This is a genomic window from Vibrio sp. YYF0003 (assembly GCF_036350715.1).
Lineage (GTDB): Bacteria > Pseudomonadota > Gammaproteobacteria > Enterobacterales > Vibrionaceae > Vibrio > Vibrio natriegens.
In genome coordinates, this window is the sequence record NZ_JAZDWA010000003.1 from 434,311 (window position 1) to 453,897 (window position 19,587).

The window sequence follows — 19,587 nt, forward strand, 5'->3', positions numbered from 1 at the left end:
TCACGGTTATTGGAAATCTTGCATATTCCAGTTGCCGATATCTGCAGCTGGACCTTCACCACCTTCTTGACCATCCGCACCCAAGGTAAAGATATCAATCGTGCCATTGTCACCAGGGCTCAAGTATTGGTATTCATAACCCCAAGGGTCATTAGGAAGACGCTTAATGTAGCCACCATCACGGTAGTTACGTGGCTCAGGGTTTGACGGCTTGTTTACCAATGCATCCAAACCTTGATCGGTCGTTGGGTAAACGTTGTTATCTAATTTGTACATATCCAAAGCATTTTCTAACGCCACAATATCTGTGATCGCTTTTTGTTGGTCTGCCTTTTCTTTGTTACCAAGTAGGTTTGGTACAACAAAACTTGCCAAAATACCTAAAATTACAACCACCACCATTACTTCTAACAGTGTGAAGCCACGTTGTTTACTGCGCTTAAAGTTCATTTTTTTCTCCGAAAGTTAGATCAAAGGAACGCCCTTAGTAGACATCCCTTAACCCGAATATTATCCGCTCATTAAGTTATTCATTTCTAGCATTGGCATCAAGGTCGCCATAACTATGAACAGTACAAGGCCAGCCATTAAGGCAATCAATACCGGGGTGAAAATACCCAATGCGATATTAACGGTTGATTCAAAGTTCTGGTCTTGGTTATCTGCGGCACGAGTGAGCATGCTTTCCAGCTCGCCACTCTGCTCACCACTGGCGATCATGTGCAACATCATTGGCGGGAACAGGCGAGTCTGATCAAGAGCACGACGCAAGCTTGACCCTTCACGAACATTGTCCGCAGCCACCAGCACCTGTTGCTTCACGTAGCGGTTCGACATGACGTCCACCGCGACACGCATCCCGTCTAGAATAGGGATGGCGCTGGAAGTACAAATCGAAAGTGTACGAGCGAATCTCGCTGTGTTGATACCTTTAGAAATCTTACCTAACAGCGGCAAGTTAAGAATTTTTCTATCCCAGGCAAGGCGGAAATCCGGCTTTTGCAATGCCAGCTTTAGACCGTAGAAAAACACCACTAAGACAACAAAGATAATCAACCCCCACTCCTGAACAAACTCACTGGCTGCCAGAAGAACTTGGGTTGATTGAGGCAGTTCTTGTCCCATCTGAATAATAGGATCGATGATTTTCGGCACGACTGTCGCCAGCAAGAAAGAGACGATAGCAACCGCAAAGACGACCAAAACCACAGGGTAAATCATCGCTTGCAGCAATTTAGAACGCATTTTTTGACGATTTTCTACGTAATCTGCCAAACGCTCCAATACCGCATCCAAATGTCCCGATTTTTCTCCCGCCGCAACCATCGAGCGAAACAGTTCATCAAACACATGAGGGTAATCCGCCAGGCTATCTGCCAGAGCGTAGCCTTCAGTCACTTTAGAGCGAACTGCAGCCATCATGGTTCGAATGCGAGGTTTGTCTGCTTGCTCAGAAACGGCGCGCAAACATTCTTCAAGAGGCATGCCTGACTGAACGAGGGTGGAAAGCTGGCGTGTAATCAACGCTAATTCTGCGGTCTTAATACCACGCTTAAAACTGACTGAGCCTGAAGATTTGGCCGCTTTTGCTTTCGCTTCCATCACTTCAATTGGGATCATGCCCTGCTCTTTCAGGCGTTGGCGGACCTGACGTCCATTATCGCCTTCGATGGTGCCTTTCTTTTGTTTCCCTTTGGCATCCAGCGCTTTGTACTCAAATGCCGCCATTACGCTTCCTTCGTCACTCGCATCACTTCTTCAAGTGACGTAATACCACGACGTACTTTGCTCAGCCCATCACTGCGGATACAAGGTGTATGCGCACGAACCGATTTCTCGATTTCCAGTTCACCGGCTTCTTTATGAATCAGTTCTTGCACTTCCTCATCGACCAGTACCAACTCATGAATACCAGTACGGCCACGGTAGCCTTTTTGATTACATAGCTCGCAACCCTTAGCACGATGAAGAACTAACGATTCAGATTCACTCATCCCAAACAGCTTTTTCTGCTCACTGTCTGCTTCATAAGGCTGTTTACAATCCGGGCATAGCGTACGTACAAGGCGCTGAGCCAATACGCCTAGCAGCGAAGAAGAAATCAGAAACGGTTCAATACCCATATCACGCAGACGAGTAATGGCACCCACCGCGGTGTTGGTGTGAAGCGTCGACATCACCAAGTGACCGGTCAAAGACGCTTGCACGGCAATTTGTGCGGTCTCTAAGTCACGGATCTCACCAACCATCACCACATCCGGGTCCTGACGCAAAATTGCGCGTAGGCCGCGGGCAAAGGTCATGTCCACTTTAGTATTGACCTGTGTCTGACCAATGCCATCGATATCAAATTCGATCGGGTCTTCTACCGTCAGAATGTTACGTTCGTTGCTGTTGATTTCTTGCAAACCAGCGTACAAAGTGGTCGATTTACCAGAGCCCGTCGGACCGGTAACCAAGATAATGCCATGAGGGCGCTGGATGAGATGACGAAAATTGTCATGCACCGAGGTCGTCATACCCAAACTGTGCAGGTCAAGACGCGTGGCGTTTTTGTCCAATAGACGCATCACCACACGCTCACCATGTGATGACGGCATGGTCGAAACACGCACATCAACAGCACGACCACCGATACGTAAGGAAATACGTCCATCCTGAGGAACACGTTTTTCTGCAATATCCAGTTTGGCCATGACTTTGACACGGGAAACCAGCAAGGGTGATAGCTTGCGACTTGGCGTGAGAACTTCACGCAGTACACCGTCAACGCGGAAACGAATCGAGAGTTTCTTCTCGAACGTTTCGATGTGAATATCTGAGGCACCTTCTTTGATAGCTTCACCAAGCATCGCATTGATTAGCTTGATGATCGGTGCATCGTCTTCTGACTCTAATAAGTCTTCATCATGCGGCAACTCTTCTGCAAGAGAGAAGAAGTCATCACTGTCTGCACCGATGTCTTCCATCAGCTGACGCGCTTCAGAAGAGTCTCGCTGATACGCTTCGGTCAGCTTCTTATCGAACGTTTCCTGATCGATAGGCTGAGGCACAAAGCTCTGCTTAATCACGCGACGGACTTCAACCAGAGCCGCTGGGTTAAGCGGCTCGACGTAAAACAGAATTGGTGGGCGCTCAGGATGTTCAGTCTCCAGCACCAGTTTAAAGCGATTGGCAAAACTGAATGGCAGACGACGCATGCTTGGCGCAGTGTCTAACATATCTACCATTAGTTCATACTCATCTGATCAAGGAAGGCTTGGATCTCAGCTGGATGCTCACGGTCCTTACCAAACTCAGGCATCAGTGGGATCTTATCATCCGACATCAGCTTCAAACCTTGCTCTGCTTTGTAAAGCTGTTCAGCACGAATAAAGTTGTACTTACGCTGAGTGATGCCATCCGCCGTCATTCCATCACGGATAATCGTTGGTTTGATAAATACCATCAGATTGCGTTTTTGCGTTTCTGTAGTGGTTGATTTGAACAAGTAACCTAAAACGGGAATATCACCCAATAGAGGTACTTTGGCTTCACTTTCCAGTGCTCGCTCATCAACCAAGCCACCCAGCACTAGCATCTGACCATCTTGAACCATAACAGACGTATTTAACTGACGCTTGGCAAAGCGAACGTCCACCGCACCATTAGCACCTAAAACGTTCGATACTTCTTGTTCGATATTCAGTTGAACAGAATCACCTTCGTTAATTTGTGGCACCACTTTCAGTTTGATACCCACTTCTTTACGGTCAACAGTCTGGAATGGGTTGTCGTTGTTTGAGCCAGCAGTCGAGCCAGTAATAACCGGCACTTCTTCACCAACAATAAATGACGCTTCACCGTTATCCATCACCGTAATGCTTGGAGATGACAGGATGTTAGAGTTTGAATCCGTTGCCACTGCGTTAATCAGTGCTGTCCAGTCACCCATCACGATGCTCATAGCCGCGCCGTTTACACCACTTAATGCAGATGCCAATGTTGAGTAATCACCTTCTTCGGTGTACTCACGGGTCTGCCAGCTACTTGAATCGCTATCCCAGTAGCTTTCTGTCTGCGTAGTGTTTTTCGCTTCTTCCAGACCGACCATGACTTCGCCGATTTGCGCGCCAGAACCGTACTGAATAACCGCGCCAGTCTCTAGCGAGCCCCATTGAACGCCAAGGTTAATACCATCACCTTCCGACATTTCAACAATCAGCGCTTCAATCAATACCTGTGCTCGGCGAATATCAAGCTGGGCAATAACGTCTTGCAACGCCATCATGATATCTGGCGGCGCAGTCAATACGAGTGCATTGGTTGCAGGGTGAGCCGCAATAACTACCTCGCCACGCTGCGCGCTTGCTCTTTGGCCTTGACCCGCTTGTTTTTCTGCTTGCAGATTGTCAGAGACACCTTTCAGTACTTCGACTAAATCTTCCGCTTTGGCATTTTTAAGGTAAACCACTCGGTTATTGCCTTTCGTTGCCATCTCTACATCAAGCTGACGGATTAAGCGTTTAAGACGAGCACGTACTTTAGGGTCACCCGAGATAAGAATCGCATTGGTGCGATCATCAGCCACGATTTTAGGCTCTAAGAATTCTGGCGTGCTTTTCTGGTTGGTGCTTTTGTTTAAAGCTTCCACAATACGCACCATCTCTGCTGCAGACGCGTTGCGCAATTCTACCAGCTCAATTTCTTTGTCACCTGCCTGGTCAACACGTTTAATGATTTCTGCCAAACGATTGACCACCGCCGCACGACCTGTAATCAGAATGATGTTGGCTGGGTCATAGTGAACTACGTTACCAGCACCGGCATTGTCGATAAGCTGACGCAACAATGGAGATAATTCACGTACCGATACATTACGCACAGCAACGACTCGGGTGATAACGCTGTCGCCTTGCGCGCTACTATCACCCAAAACGGGGATTGCAGAAGTCTTCGAGTCTTTCGCTTTAATAACTTTCAGTACGCCATTGTCCATTTCTACAACTGCGTAGCCGTACACTTCAAGTACGTTGAGGAAAAAGCTGTAGTATTGCTCTTCATTCAGCACGTCATAACTACGGACGTCGATTTTTCCGCGTACCGATGGATCAACAATGATGGTCTTCTCTAAATTACGACCAACGATGTTAATGAATTCCTGAATATCAGTGCCTTTAAAGCTGGCACTAAATTCATTTGCTATCGCACCAGGGGCACAGAGTAGGCTCCCTGCCAATAACCAAGCACTTTTGCTTAACCAATGTTTCACGTATTTCTCCCTGCACTTACGCTGATAGCCTAAGTATTACAATTGGATATAGATTTCGTACTGCTGGCCTTCACGCTCAACAGTCAGATTCAGCTCTTGCGGATCGTTCATGATTCGCATCAATTCAGCTGAAGAAGAAGGATCACTCAAGTCGATCCCATTAAGTTGTACTGCAATATCACCAGACTCTAAGCCCACATCATTAAATAATGCAGCGTCCCGACCCGGAGCAACTCGGTAACCCACAATGTCATCACCATTCTTAACCGGTGAAATGCTGATGTATTTGAAAACACTTTTCGGATCTTGAGCAATTTCCTCTCGGATTTGCTCCAATTTGTCACCCGCTACGGACTCTGGTTGTGCTGCCTGCGCACGTCTTAATTGAGGCGATTCAGATAGCTTGTTGTATTCAATCCCCTGCATCATCAGGGTTTCGTCACGGCCTTGGTTTTCGATGATCACACGATCCACCAATACGGCTTTCAGTGTCGCACGTGTGCCTTCGATTTCTTCACCGATACCATACGTTGACTGTTTACCTTTATTAGCAATCACCGCTAAGCTGGTTTGCACCTGATTACTGGCCACTGCCCCCACGAGAGTTAAGTTTAGACGAGTTTTAGGTGCATCTTTGACAACTGGTTGTTCGATGATGACAGGTTTTTGTTCAGAGTATTGACCGAATAAGTGAGCATTTTGAAGGGCATTGAAATCAATCGCGTCTTTGTTATTGCCAGCAATAACGTTACCTGCTGAAGGCCGCCATGGGCTGATATCAGCCGTTTGTGGGATCGCTAACCACACTATCTTTCCGAGCAGCCACCCGGCTAGCGCGATAAATAAACAAGTAAACAGCAAACTAAGCTTGGTTTGAATCGCGTAGTTATTGGATTTCATCTGAGCCAGTAGCGGGCTACCAGATAATCCAGCACTCAGCTCTATTCGCTTCACTAAATTGATTCCTTTCTTTCGATGTAGGTCGAACTGGCTATTAAAAAAACATCGACTCTATCTTTCTAAAATGACAGTAAAATTACTAATAAACAAATAGCAGTGAACTATATCACAACAGATATGGCATACCTTTTTCTTCTTCAGTTTTTGCCAACTCCCTTGAAAAAATTAGACCTTGGCTCCATCTGTAGGTGAATAATCCATCACTCACTGCGGTTAATGGCAGTGGTTAGATAGCGTAGTGTTCTATGAGTTCCGTTAATGAAGCCGTTAGGCTAGATAAATGGCTTTGGGCCGCCAGATTTTATAAAACCCGTTCCATCGCTCGTAACATGGTCGATGGCGGTAAAGTCCACTATAATGGCCAACGAAGCAAACCGAGTAAAATCGTTGAAGTGGGCGCCGAAATTAAACTTCGTCAAGGCAATGAAGAGAAAACGGTGATCATTGAGATAATCTCCGATCAGCGTAAGGGCGCACCCATCGCACAGACTCTGTATCGCGAAACTAATGAAAGTATAGCGAAACGTGAGGAACACGCGACACAACGTAAACTTAATGCCCACAACCCAAGTCCGGAACGCCGCCCAGATAAGAAGCAGCGCCGAGACATCATTAAGTTCAAACACCAGTAAAAAGCCGGAATACCAACGAGGAAATCACTCCATGGCAAATAATGTTTTAAACCGCTACCTATTTGAAGACCTTTCAGTTCGTGGCGAGTTGGTACAATTGGACGAAGCGTACCAGCGTATTATCTCCAGCAAGGAATATCCGGCGGCAGTACAAAAACTGTTAGGCGAGCTACTCGTATCAACCACACTTTTAACCGCAACGCTTAAGTTCGAAGGCTCAATCACTATTCAGATTCAAGGCGACGGCCCGGTTTCTCTTGCTGTGATCAATGGTGACCACAAACAAAGAATTCGTGGTGTTGCGCGTTGGGAAGGCGATATTGCCGATGACGCGAGCCTTCACGATATGATGGGTAAAGGTCATATGGTGATCACCATCGAACCTAAAGTAGGCGAGCGATACCAAGGTGTTGTTGGCTTAGAAGGTGACAATCTGGCAGAAGTTCTTGAAGGCTACTTCGCTAACTCTGAGCAGCTAAAAACGCGTCTTTGGATCCGTACTGGTGAATTCGAAGGTCAACCGCATGCTGCGGGTATGCTGATTCAGGTAATGCCGGATGGTACTGGCTCTCCTGATGACTTTGAACATCTGGAGCAACTGACTGACACAGTAAAAGAGGAAGAGCTGTTCGGTTTAGAAGCCAATGAACTACTTTACCGTCTTTACAACCAGGACAAAGTGCGTCTTTACGAACCTCAACCAGTTTCATTCCAGTGCGGCTGTTCTCGTGAACGCAGTGGTGCAGCGATCGTCACTGTTGAGAAAGCGGAAATTTATGACATTTTAGCCGAGGTTGGATCAGTTTCGTTACATTGTGATTACTGTGGCACAACTTATAGCTTCGATGAAGCTGAGGTTACTGCGCTCTACGAACAAGCTTCAACAGACAAAAAAACGCTGCATTAATTTTCATAGCTTACCAAGCACGTAATTCCCCCTTCAAAAGGCCAGCTCAACGCTGGCCTTTTTGTGACCCAAGCCCCGTAAACCCTAGCTTTTACCGTAATAAAATAACCGCTTAATTTTAAGTAATTAATAATCGTTTTGCCCTAGCGTAAAGGATTGCGCCCACGATAAACTATTCCAACCAATATGTGACGGGTCACCTAAAACCCCAGCAAAATCATGGATAAATTTTGAACTACATCCCTGTTTTCTCCCAGTCCCGTTGCTAGCATGGTGAGCAGATAAAAATTAAAACATTCTTACAAAATCCCTACAAAATCCTTATAAGGAGCACCTATGACCGTTATGGAACATACAAAGGCTGCAACACTTGATCTAACCAGACATGGACTGCACAACGTAAAAGAGGTTCTGCGCAACCCAAGCTACGAAGTGCTGTTTGAAGAAGAAACGCGTGAAGAACTGACCGGTTATGAACGCGGTGTGGTTACTGAATTGGGTGCGGTTGCTGTTGACACAGGCATCTTTACTGGTCGCTCACCAAAAGATAAATACATCGTTAAAGATGCGACGACAGAAGAAAACATGTGGTGGACTTCTGACGCTGTCAAAAATGACAACAAGCCAATCAACCAAGAAGTTTGGAATGAGCTAAAAGAATTAGTGACAAACCAACTTTCTGGCAAACGCCTGTTTGTGATTGACGGTTACTGTGGTGCAAACCCTGATACACGCTTGAGCATTCGTGTTATCACCGAAGTTGCATGGCAAGCGCACTTCGTGAAAAACATGTTCATCCGCCCAACAGAAGAAGAGCTGGCAACATTTGAACCAGACTTCGTTGTGATGAACGGCGCGAAATGCACTAACCCGAAATGGGAAGAGCAAGGCCTGAACTCTGAAAACTTCACTGTATTCAACTTGACTGAACGTACTCAGCTTATCGGCGGTACTTGGTACGGTGGTGAGATGAAGAAAGGCATGTTCGCAATGATGAACTACTTCCTTCCTCTGAAAGACATCGCATCGATGCACTGTAGTGCGAACATGGGCGAAGATGGCGATGTCGCAGTATTCTTCGGCCTATCTGGTACAGGTAAAACAACACTTTCAACAGACCCTAAACGTGCGCTAATTGGTGATGATGAGCACGGCTGGGATGACGACGGCGTATTTAACTTCGAAGGTGGCTGTTACGCGAAGACCATCAAACTATCGAAAGAAGCCGAGCCTGATATCTACAACGCTATCCGCCGCGATGCGCTGCTAGAAAACGTAACGGTACGTAACGATGGTTCTATCGACTTTGATGATGGTTCTAAGACTGAGAACACTCGTGTTTCTTACCCGCTTTACCACATTGAAAACATCGTTAAGCCAGTATCGAAAGGCGGTCATGCAAATAAAGTGATCTTCCTGTCTGCTGACGCGTTTGGTGTGCTTCCTCCAGTATCGAAGCTGACACCAGAGCAAACCAAGTACCACTTCCTGTCTGGCTTTACTGCAAAACTAGCAGGTACAGAGCGCGGTATTACTGAGCCGACGCCAACTTTCTCTGCGTGTTTTGGCGCGGCGTTCCTAACGCTTCACCCAACTAAGTACGCAGAAGTACTGGTTAAACGTATGGAAGCAGCAGGTGCAGAAGCTTACCTGGTTAACACTGGCTGGAATGGTAGCGGTAAACGTATCTCAATTCAGGATACACGCGGCATCATTGATGCGATCCTAGATGGCTCAATTGAAGATGCACCAACGAAGCATATCCCAATCTTCAACCTTGAAGTTCCTACTTCACTACCAGGTGTTGATCCAAGCATTCTTGATCCACGTGATACTTACGTTGATCCACTGCAATGGGAAAGCAAGGCGAAAGATCTAGCAGAACGCTTTATCAATAACTTTGATAAATACACAGACAACGCAGAAGGTAAATCTCTGGTTGCTGCTGGTCCACAGCTTGACTAATGTTGTGCGAAAACCCGGTCGAGAGTGACTTGGTTACCAAAATATTCTACAAGCCCCTCTTTTGAGGGGCTTTTTATTGAATCCCACCCAAGATTGATACAAGCTAAAGCAGACTTCCATACTTTACGTAGGTTCTGGCAAGGATGAAAACAGCGCTTCGAATTCTAATTCTGTTACTTGTATTACTGATTGCTATCCCTGCAACCGTTATTGCGCTGCTTACCACTTCCTATGCTAACCAAACCTGGGCTTTTATTTCAGAGCACCTGAACTTGCCTATTCAGGCAGAAAAGGTGTACTACGACTTTCCTTATCACCTCACCGCGCAAGGCATTCGAACGAATAGCGAACATATATCCAGCATTGAGCAAGTCGATGTATGGCTAAACCCAGATGTGCGCCGCGATGGTAAGTGGATTGTCGATAGCTTACTTATCAACGGTGTGAGCTTAAAACAAGGACTGCCGGATTTCGCCAATCTAGAATCTGTCCAGTTCCACCAAGTTGCGATTAAAAATCTCGATTACGCGAACAAACAGTTAGTGATCAATGGGCTGAATGTTCAAATCCAATCACCAATCTGGCAGAACAACTCGTACGTGCTGCCTTATGGCGAGATTCAGTTGTCTGCTGCGCAAATCTACTGGAATGGCGAAGCTTTCGATAATGTGTTGCTTGATATGGATTATCGACCAGAAAACAGCACTCTCTATGGTACGTCGTTTAAGTGGAGAGACAGTCTGATCTCGGGTCAGGGCGAGCAATACCCTCAAGGCTGGTCTTTGGTCAATGTCACCGTCGACAAGCTGAAAATGAACAATGCCCAGCTGCAATCGCTGCTCGCTAAGCCATGGAATGCCATACCTTTCAAAATTAACCACATTAATAGTCTCGACCTGTTAAACGCTGACATTGAATGGGGCGACTGGCATTGGCAAAACCTGGAACTTTCGCTCGAGGATGCTTCACTTCCGCTATCACTGTGGCAGACACAAGCTCAGATCTCATTGCAAGCAGACAGCGTTAGCTTTCAGGAACAAACTGCAATAGAGCCACGTTTAAGCGCGGTAATGACGCCTAGTCAGATTGAACTGAAAGAGCTCTACCTGGACTGGCAACAAGGTCGTGTTCAAATTTCGGGACAGTTCCAACCAACCCAATGGCAAATAGACAATGCCTCAATTTATGGCTTGAAATGGGCAATGAAGCCTGACGAAAGTTCAGACTGGTGGCAAGCGGCAACAAAAGCGCTAAACGAAGTGACGATAAATCAGCTCGACATTGAACACAGCCAAATCATACAAATATCACAACAGCCCTATTGGCAGGTTTCAGGCCTGAATTTGGAGGGTCGTCAACTTGCCCTCAAACGCCTAGGAAATCACTGGGCAGTGTGGAATGGTAATCTGGATGTTAGCGTCGTCAACGCCAGCTATGATCAGGTGATTGCCTCTCATGCTGCGCTTTCAACTCAAAGTGACAATGGCCTTTGGCAATTGACTCGTTTATTTGCGCCATTAGAGCAAGGCTATATCGAAGGTTACGGGCAGATTGATGTCAGCACCACCAGCCAACCATGGACTCTGAACATCAATGCTGATGGCATTCCTCTGCGCCTCTTTCACTCATACTTACCTAAAGTATTAACCGTAGAAGGCTTGTCCGATCTGAATCTTGATCTCCAAGGCCTGGCAGGCGATCGTAATATGCTGGCGTACAGCTTAACCGGAGATGTCGAAGCCAACTTCCGTGACACAATGTTGCTCTCTCAAGCCGACCAGTCACTGAAGTCGATTACATTCTCTCCTGTCCGTCTGCAAGCGCGACGTGGTGAGGTTTCAATCCAACCCATCACCATTTCTGGAAGCGCGATTAAAGGCAAAATCACTGGTGCGTTTGATCTGGCTAACAACCCATTAAGTGGGCTTGAGTATCAGCTAGAAGAGCAGTGTGGCGTCATTAGCGGCGATATTTTCAGCCACGAGCCGACGAAAAATGACTGTATCAAGCCCGCAGAGAGCGAAGGACAGGAGTCAACAAAAGAGACTCAGCAACCAGAGTTAACAGAAGAAAAAGCGCAACCTACAGCTCCTATCGCGGAAATCAATATAGAGCTGCAGGAAGAAGAGTTGGTTGAAGAGATAGTGGAAGAAGATGAACCAACAATTAATGCTGCTGCCGACGAAGCGCTAACAGCTGAGTAATTGCGAATAATTAGGGATTAGCATGTAAGTCCCGACAAAATCGACGGCTGGCGTGTCGCCACTATAAATCACCACATGAATCACGATGCGCGCTTTACGGCCCGATTTCAGCCGATCCAAGTCACCACTGATGCCATCAAGTGATGTGCTGGCGACAGGATTTTGCTCAACGGGTTGTCGATAACGAATGGAACTGTCTGCGAGAACAATATCACCGTGCAAGCCACGCTCTTTAAGTAGTAACCAAGTCATTCCCCACCCAGTCAATGTCGCCAAGGTAAAAGCAGAGCCAGCAAACATGGTATTGTGAGGGTTCAGGTTAGGGTTAAGCTGGGCGCAACATTCAAATTGATAACCCGTGTATTGATTAATCTTAATCCCCATTTTGTCACTGATTGGGATTTGCTCTTCCCATCGCTTCTGGAGCTCCGTACACCACTCAGGGCGGCGAAGAACATTAGCCATCGGGTCTAAGGGCTTAACCATTTGTTGGTGACGGACCGGGCCACGCTCATCAGTCAGCTCACCACGGCGCTCAAAACCACTTTTCTCATAGAACGCAATCGCGTCTTCACGGGCATTACATACCAAACGTTTCGCACCTTCCTGGCGCGCAAGTGACTCCAGTGCCACCAACACTAATGAACCCATGCCTTTGCCACGACGATTACTTTTTACCGCCATGTAACGAATCTGACCGTCATTGTCTGGCGTAATATAAAGACGTCCTATCGCCATCGGGCGGCCACGACCATCCACAATCATCCGGTGGTGACTCATACCATCGTATTCATCACGTTCCGACCCGATCGGCATTCGCCACGGCTCACGTAACATCTGCCAGCGGAACTGATAATACTTGTTAAGCTGGTTTTCGGTTTTTGGAGTAATGAGTTTGAACATATCAATCCTTTGAAAGTACAAAACAAATAAATGTCAAAGAAACAAGGCTAAGCTATTTCCCTGCACTTGGAGTTAAAGCTTAGCCTATGAAGATTGCGTTACCAGATTAGACCTGTAACCAGAAAGTCACTGGGCCGTCATTAATTAATGACACTTTCATATCGGCAGCGAAACGGCCACGCTGAGTAGGTAGCACCTGTTCGCATAAGTCAGAAAAGTAATCATACAGGCGTTCTGCATCGGCAGGGTGAGCACCGCGCGAAAAGCCGGCGCGAGTCCCTTTTTTAGTATCGGCTGGCAGAGTGAACTGAGAAACGACTAACACCTTGCCTTCGACCTGCTTGACGTTGAGGTTCATTTTACCGTCCTCATCTTCAAACACACGGTAAGTGGTCACACGCTCCATCAAACGCTTGGCTTTAGCTTCATCGTCGTCCTTCTCTACGCCAAGCAGAACAACAAGCCCCTGATCGATTTCACCAACTACTTCACCGTCCACACGGACGGCAGCTTCACTGACCCGTTGAATTAGAGCTATCACTACGCTCGTTTCCTTTATTTGCTAACTGAGATTCTGCGACCGAGTGTATCATGTCTAGGTCTTCACTCCAGTGCTCTCGTTCACCCATCGCCGCCGTCACTTCCGCTCCTAGCAGCACAATCATCCAGCACAAGTACACCCAAACAAACAAGATAGGAATCGCGGCCAGAGCGCCATAGATAAGCTGGTACGACGGGAACTGAGTAATATACAAAGCGAAGCCTTTTTTACTCAATTCAAATAATACCGCAGCCAGAGCGGCCCCCACAGCCCCATGGCTCAGGTATACTTTTTTATTCGGCACTAAGATGTACAGGCCTAAAAAAGCAAAGAAAGACAATAACAAAGGCAACCAACGCAAAAACAGGTTAAACGCGCCCGATAAGGTTTCGTGCTCCAGGATCTGAAGTGATGTCACATAAGACGTGGCGGCAATACTGGCGCCGACCATAATTGGCCCGAGCGTTAATACCATCCAGTACATTGAGAAGGAAAACACAAAGCGACGTTTATCCTTTACTCGCCATATGTAGTTAAGATTCTTATCAATATTAGAGATCAGCATCAGTGCCGCGACAAATAAAAATCCACCGCCAACCGCACTCATTTTTCCGGTATTGGACACAAACTCTTGCAGAGCCGTATTTACCGCCTCTCCAGACGCGGGCACAAAATTCTCAATGAGATACCCTTGCAACACCTCACCAACATTCGCAAACACCGGAAATTTCGATAAGATTGACAACAATACCGTTAGCATCGGCACGATGGACAACAGGGTGATATAGGCAAGGTAGCCAGCGTTCACATTCATGCGATCGTGCGTCAAACGCTTAAGAAGATACTTAAAGAAAGCGACGCAACTTGGCAATAGATTGCTCAATCTCGCCTTGTAACTCTCTGATAACTGGTTCATAGTTCATCTCATAATTAGCATCTGGGACATAAAAAATGCCTTATTTATTAGCAATTGTACTATCAATTTTTACTTTAACAGGGTGTCAGTCTGCATATTATTCAGCAATGGAACAAGTGGGATACCATAAACGCGACATCATGGTCGATCGTGTTGAAGACGCCAAAGAATCTCAACAAGACGCTCAAGAAGAGTTCACCAGTGCGCTTGAGGCTCTATCCGCTCTGACCAACTTTGATGGTGGTGAGCTGGAAGACGTTTACAACAACATAAACGACAAATATGAAGACAGTGAGAAAGCGGCGCAAGATGTCCGCGATCGTATCGCTGCTATCGAAGATGTATCAGATGCACTCTTTGACGAATGGCAGGACGAACTCGATCTGTACACCAGTGCAAAACTGCGTCGTTCAAGTGAACAGAAATTGCGTGATACCAAAGCGTCTTACAAAACCATGCTCAGTGCGATGAAGCGAGCTGAACAAAAGATGACGCCAGTTCTTAATACATTACGCGACAACACCTTGTATTTAAAACATAACTTAAATGCGAGCGCAATTGGCTCTCTACGAGGTGAATTCTCGAATCTAGAGCAAGACATTCAATATGCCATCAAACAGATGAATGCAGCGATAGCGGAATCAGACAAGTTCCTGCAAAAGCTAAACCAAAAATAACCTACCCGAATGTAACACCTCTCTACGTGGAGAGGTGTTCTCTTTCTTCCTGACTGACTAAACCGGCCACCCTCTGAACAAACCTTACCCTCTCCTCAATCGTTCCCCATGGCACTTCAACCACCTGATAACCAAGCTCAGCGTAGGTAGAAACTAGGATTTGATGGATTGCCAGTGCCTCTTCAAAACTGTGGGGACGCACTTCATCCTGCACATAAATCGAGACTTCAGGTCGACAAGTCAGCACCTGACTATAGTACCCAGCACTTTCTGTCACAAAGTCGAAGTCTACATCACAATCGCCAACTCGCAGGTAAGCAATGATGTCTGGAATCGCGCGATCAACAAATGCCACTTCGTGACTCTGCGCCTGCTGTTTCTGCTCGCTCATGAGCTTAAGGCACAACCTGGCAAACTCAGGTAAGTTGTTCCAAGGTAAGATACCGCCTTCCAACTGGCTTTGTTGCTCTATTATGGTGCGAGAGCTTTCGGCGAAAGTCGCAAAGCCCTGCTCACCCAAAGCGTTCAATAACGTCGTTTTGCCAGCGCCTGGACCACCCGTAATCACAATCGGTTTCATCAAAGTCTTTCCTTTCCCTGAATACAAAAAGCCCCGAGCATAACTCGGGGCTTCTTATTAACTTAAAACGTTGCAGCAGATTATTTCGCTGAACGTGAAGCACGCTTACGATCGCTTTCCGTTAGGAACTTCTTACGGATACGGATGCTTTCAGGCGTTACTTCTACTAGTTCGTCATCATCGATGAATTCTAGTGCTTGCTCAAGAGTCATCTTGATTGGCGGAGTAAGAACCTGTGCGTCATCAGTACCAGAAGCACGAACGTTAGTTAGCTGCTTACCTTTCAGTGCGTTTACTGTAAGGTCATTGTCGCGGCTGTGAATACCGATAACCATACCTTCGTAAACTTCTACACCGTGACCGATGAATAGGCGACCACGCTCTTGAAGGTTAAACAGTGCGTTTGTTAGCGCTTTACCCATCGCGTTCGCGATTAGTACACCGTTCACACGTTGACCAATGTTACCGCCTTTGTGAGGGCCGTAGTGATCAAATGTATGGTAAAGAAGACCAGAACCTGAAGTCAGCGTCATGAACTCAGTTTGGAAACCGATCAGACCACGAGATGGCATAACGAAGTCCATACGTACACGGCCTTTACCATCTGGAGACATGTCTTTCAGCTCACCTTTACGTAGGCCGATGTTCTCCATGATGCCGCCTTGGTGCTCTTCCATTACGTCGATAGTTACCGTTTCGAACGGTTCCATCAACTGACCATCTTCTTCTTTGATGATTACTTCTGGACGAGATACCGCTAGCTCAAAGCCTTCACGACGCATGTTTTCGATCAGGATAGACAGGTGAAGTTCACCACGGCCTGATACGCGGAATTTATCTGGATCGTCAGTTTGCTCTACGCGTAGTGCAACGTTGTGTACCAGTTCCTTCTCTAGACGCTCAAGGATGTTACGTGAAGTTACGAACTTACCTTCTTTACCCGCGAATGGAGACGTGTTTACCTGGAACGTCATCGTTACTGTTGGTTCATCAACAGAAAGTGCAGGTAGCGCTTCTACCGCGTTTTGAGCACAGATAGTGTCAGAGATTTTTAGCTCGCCAAGACCAGTGATTGCAATGATATCACCCGCGTTAGCTTGATCAATGTCGTGACGCTCTAGGCCAAGGTAGCCCATTACTGTGCCAACTTTGCCGTTACGAGTTTTACCGTCTGCACCGATAACTGTTACTTGTTGGTTTGGCTTAACGCTACCACGAGTTACACGAGCAACACCGATAACGCCGACGTAAGAGCTGTAGTCAAGCTGAGAAACTTGCATCTGTAGTGGACCGTCTAGGTCAACATTTGGCGCGTCAACAACATCAACGATAGTTTGGAATAGTGGTTCCATGTTCTCGCCAGTTTCGCCTTCTTCTAGAGAAGCCCAACCGTTAAGTGCTGATGCGTAAACCACTTTAAAGTCTAGCTGGTCATCAGTTGCGCCTAGGTTGTCGAATAGGTCGAACACTTGGTCCATAACCCAGTCAGGACGAGCGCCAGGACGGTCGATCTTGTTGATTACAACGATTGGCTTAAGACCATGAGCAAACGCTTTTTGCGTTACGAAACGAGTTTGCGGCATTGGACCGTCAACTGCGTCAACGATAAGTAGTACAGAGTCTACCATCGACATGATACGTTCTACTTCACCACCGAAGTCCGCGTGTCCAGGAGTATCTACGATGTTGATACGGTAATCGTTCCAGTTAATTGCTGTGTTTTTAGCAAGAATGGTAATACCGCGCTCTTTCTCGATGTCGTTCGAGTCCATGACTCGCTCTTCAGCTTCACCGCGAGACTCAAGCGTGCCTGATTGTTGTAGCAGCTTGTCAACCAGCGTTGTTTTACCGTGGTCAACGTGCGCGATAATCGCGATATTTCTTAATTTATCAATCTGTGGAGTAGCCATGGATATTGATTCACTTAGATAGATGAAATGCCACCACGCTAAGAACGGGTGCTCTCTGGCGACATTTGCTGATTAAAAAAACGGCCATAATGTACCAGATTTTAGCAAAAAGCCTAGAAATATGTGATCTACTCCCGAGCATTTCTGCGATTTATACGCTTAATGCACGCTTTCGTCTTCTAAGCGGTGCCGTGAAGTGAACTTTCTTTACTTCAACGTTCAATACAAATTGACTATTGCTTAAAAAATGGGCTGAATAAGCGATGTGGCTGTCACATCGTGGTGCAATAAAAATAAATTGCACCACTAAGGTGCAGATAAGGATCATTATGGTGCAATGATTTGCACCAAACTAGTATCCGAAAACACAATCCATTGAAATTAATGGAATATTTTTTTTGGCACGGTTCTAGCTTTAGAAAAAACAGCATCGGTTAATGAAAGTTTAGTTTGATTAATCAATGCCGAATTTCACATTTAAAGAATAGTTCCTAAATCGAGCTTTTACCGCTTATTTAACACTGGAGGTTATCCAAGATGTCAGTAGAAAACGTTCTATCGCTGATCCAAGAAAACGAAGTTAAGTTTGTTGACCTACGCTTCACAGATACAAAAGGTAAAGAGCAGCACATTTCGATTCCTGCTCACCAAATCGACGCAGACTTCTTCGAAGAAGGTAAAATGTTCGATGGTTCATCAGTTGCTGGCTGGAAAGGTATCAACGAGTCAGACATGGTAATGATGCCAGACGCTGCCTCTGCAGTTCTTGACCCATTTACTGAAGATGCAACGCTAAACATTCGTTGTGACATCCTAGAGCCTGCAACTATGCAAGGTTACGACCGTGACCCACGCTCTATCGCAAAACGCGCTGAAGATTACATGCGTGCAACTGGTATCGCAGACACAGTTCTTGTTGGTCCAGAGCCAGAGTTCTTCCTATTTGACGACGTTAAATACTCTAACGACATGTCAGGTTCTTTCTTCAAGATTGACGACGTAGAAGCAGCGTGGAACACAGGTTCTGAAATCGAAGGCGGTAACAAAGGTCACCGTCCTGGCGTTAAAGGCGGTTACTTCCCAGTAGCTCCAGTTGACTCATCTCAAGACATCCGTTCTGCAATGTGTCTAATCATGGAAGAAATGGGCCTAGTTGTTGAAGCGCACCACCACGAAGTTGCAACTGCTGGTCAGAACGAAATCGCGACTCGTTTCAACACGCTAACAACTAAAGCTGACGAGATCCAAATCTACAAGTACGTTGTTCACAACGTTGCTCACGCATTTGGCAAAACAGCGACATTCATGCCTAAACCACTAGTTGGCGACAACGGTTCTGGTATGCACGTTCACCAATCTCTAGCGAAAGACGGTGTAAACCTATTCGCTGGTGACAAGTACGGCGGCCTATCTGAAACTGCACTTTACTACATCGGCGGTATCATCAAGCACGCTCGCGCAATCAACGCGTTTGCTAACCCATCAACAAACTCGTACAAGCGTCTTGTACCAGGCTTCGAAGCACCAGTTATGCTTGCTTACTCTGCACGTAACCGTTCTGCTTCTATCCGTATCCCAGTGGTACCAAGCCCGAAAGCACGTCGTATCGAAGCTCGCTTCCCAGATCCAGCAGCGAACCCATACCTAGCGTTTGCTTCTCTACTAATGGCTGGTCTTGACGGTATCAAGAACAAGATCCACCCAGGCGAAGCGATGGATAAAGACCTTTACGATCTTCCAGCAGAAGAAGCGGCTGAGATTCCAAAAGTTGCTGAGTCTCTAGAAGTAGCGCTTAATGCACTAAACGAAGATCGTGAGTTCCTAACAGCTGGCGGCGTATTCTCTGATGACTTTATCGATTCTTACATCGCACTTAAGTCAAAAGACGTTGAGCGTATCAACATGGCGACTCACCCACTTGAATTCGAACTTTACTACTCTGTATAAGGTTCAGGTTCAGACTGTGTAACATGTAAACACAGTAGCAAAATATTAGGCTCGCCTCGCAGGCGGGCCTTTTTTGTATTCGTCAGTCAAGAATCGCCGTTTAACATGAGGAAATAATTACAATACGCAGAGACTCTTATTATGTGAAGCAAGGGAGTCCGTAACCTAAACGTGAAAATATCAGTCAAAAGAAG

The 19,587-nt window shown here is 46.5% G+C and carries 16 protein-coding genes; 6 read left to right on the forward strand and 10 right to left on the reverse strand.

Going from position 1 to position 19,587, the window contains the following annotated elements; genetic code table 11:
• Nucleotides 1–6: 6 nt before the first annotated feature.
• From gspG to gspC, 5 genes are read right to left on the reverse strand one after another with little or no spacing between them, the layout of a single operon-like run.
• A complete protein-coding gene (gene gspG / locus V1U08_RS12315; protein ID WP_014230536.1) occupies nucleotides 7–450 on the reverse strand; it encodes a type II secretion system major pseudopilin GspG in 444 nt (147 codons plus the stop codon).
• 60 nt (nucleotides 451–510) lie between these two features.
• Nucleotides 511–1,728 (reverse strand): type II secretion system inner membrane protein GspF, encoded by a 1,218-nt coding sequence (gspF, locus tag V1U08_RS12320; RefSeq protein ID WP_020335686.1) that lies wholly within the window; start codon nucleotides 1,726–1,728, stop codon nucleotides 511–513.
• A complete protein-coding gene (gspE, locus tag V1U08_RS12325) occupies nucleotides 1,728–3,230 on the reverse strand; it encodes a type II secretion system ATPase GspE (protein WP_014230534.1) in 1,503 nt (500 codons plus the stop codon). The genes gspF and gspE overlap by 1 nt, the downstream gene beginning before the upstream one ends.
• A complete protein-coding gene (gene gspD, locus V1U08_RS12330) occupies nucleotides 3,230–5,251 on the reverse strand; it encodes a type II secretion system secretin GspD (RefSeq protein ID WP_014230533.1) in 2,022 nt (673 codons plus the stop codon). The genes gspE and gspD overlap by 1 nt, the downstream gene beginning before the upstream one ends.
• A gap of 36 nt (nucleotides 5,252–5,287) precedes the next feature.
• Nucleotides 5,288–6,205: a type II secretion system protein GspC gene (gene gspC / locus V1U08_RS12335; RefSeq protein WP_014230532.1), complete on the reverse strand. Its 918-nt coding sequence runs from the start codon at nucleotides 6,203–6,205 to the stop codon at nucleotides 5,288–5,290.
• 251 nt (nucleotides 6,206–6,456) lie between these two features.
• On the opposite strand from gspC, the gene hslR reads away from it, so the two are divergent.
• The 4 genes from hslR to V1U08_RS12355 all read left to right on the forward strand — a co-directional run bounded on the left by hslR (nucleotide 6,457) and on the right by V1U08_RS12355 (nucleotide 11,919).
• A complete protein-coding gene (gene hslR, locus V1U08_RS12340) occupies nucleotides 6,457–6,843 on the forward strand; it encodes a ribosome-associated heat shock protein Hsp15 (RefSeq protein ID WP_014230531.1) in 387 nt (128 codons plus the stop codon).
• 31 nt (nucleotides 6,844–6,874) lie between these two features.
• A complete protein-coding gene (gene hslO, locus V1U08_RS12345) occupies nucleotides 6,875–7,750 on the forward strand; it encodes an Hsp33 family molecular chaperone HslO (protein WP_014230530.1) in 876 nt (291 codons plus the stop codon).
• Nucleotides 7,751–8,086: 336 nt separating this feature from the next.
• Nucleotides 8,087–9,715, forward strand: coding sequence for a phosphoenolpyruvate carboxykinase (ATP) (pckA, locus tag V1U08_RS12350; protein WP_014230529.1), 1,629 nt, complete (start codon nucleotides 8,087–8,089; stop codon nucleotides 9,713–9,715).
• A 143-nt stretch (nucleotides 9,716–9,858) separates the two neighbouring features.
• Nucleotides 9,859–11,919 carry an AsmA family protein gene (locus V1U08_RS12355; RefSeq protein WP_330470701.1) on the forward strand — a complete coding sequence of 687 codons (2,061 nt, stop codon included), beginning with the start codon at nucleotides 9,859–9,861 and terminating at the stop codon, nucleotides 11,917–11,919.
• Here the strand turns inward: V1U08_RS12355 and V1U08_RS12360 are convergent.
• The 3 genes from V1U08_RS12360 to V1U08_RS12370 all read right to left on the reverse strand — a co-directional run bounded on the left by V1U08_RS12360 (nucleotide 11,905) and on the right by V1U08_RS12370 (nucleotide 14,279).
• Nucleotides 11,905–12,822, reverse strand: coding sequence for a bifunctional GNAT family N-acetyltransferase/hotdog fold thioesterase (locus V1U08_RS12360; RefSeq protein ID WP_014230527.1), 918 nt, complete (start codon nucleotides 12,820–12,822; stop codon nucleotides 11,905–11,907). The genes V1U08_RS12355 and V1U08_RS12360 overlap by 15 nt on opposite strands.
• A gap of 106 nt (nucleotides 12,823–12,928) precedes the next feature.
• The gene (gene dtd / locus V1U08_RS12365; RefSeq protein ID WP_330470702.1) at nucleotides 12,929–13,363 is read right to left on the reverse strand and encodes a D-aminoacyl-tRNA deacylase; all 435 of its coding nucleotides are present in this window, start codon (nucleotides 13,361–13,363) and stop codon (nucleotides 12,929–12,931) included.
• On the reverse strand, nucleotides 13,335–14,279 hold the full coding sequence (locus V1U08_RS12370) for a virulence factor BrkB family protein (protein ID WP_020336299.1): 945 nt from the start codon (nucleotides 14,277–14,279) through the stop codon (nucleotides 13,335–13,337). Before V1U08_RS12370 ends, dtd begins: the two co-directional genes overlap by 29 nt.
• Before the next feature lie 35 nt (nucleotides 14,280–14,314).
• Between V1U08_RS12370 and V1U08_RS12375 the strand changes: the two genes are divergently transcribed.
• Nucleotides 14,315–14,956, forward strand: a complete 642-nt coding sequence (locus V1U08_RS12375) for a DUF2959 domain-containing protein (protein ID WP_020336297.1) — start codon at nucleotides 14,315–14,317, stop codon at nucleotides 14,954–14,956.
• A gap of 22 nt (nucleotides 14,957–14,978) precedes the next feature.
• Here V1U08_RS12375 and V1U08_RS12380 read toward each other — a convergent pair whose 3' ends face one another.
• Both V1U08_RS12380 and typA read right to left on the reverse strand, forming a co-directional pair.
• A complete protein-coding gene (locus tag V1U08_RS12380) occupies nucleotides 14,979–15,536 on the reverse strand; it encodes an AAA family ATPase (RefSeq protein ID WP_330470703.1) in 558 nt (185 codons plus the stop codon).
• 80 nt (nucleotides 15,537–15,616) lie between these two features.
• The gene (typA, locus tag V1U08_RS12385; RefSeq protein WP_014230522.1) at nucleotides 15,617–17,446 is read right to left on the reverse strand and encodes a translational GTPase TypA; all 1,830 of its coding nucleotides are present in this window, start codon (nucleotides 17,444–17,446) and stop codon (nucleotides 15,617–15,619) included.
• Nucleotides 17,447–17,983: 537 nt separating this feature from the next.
• Between typA and glnA the strand changes: the two genes are divergently transcribed.
• Nucleotides 17,984–19,393 (forward strand): glutamate--ammonia ligase, encoded by a 1,410-nt coding sequence (gene glnA, locus V1U08_RS12390; protein WP_014230521.1) that lies wholly within the window; start codon nucleotides 17,984–17,986, stop codon nucleotides 19,391–19,393.
• Nucleotides 19,394–19,587 lie beyond the last annotated feature (194 nt).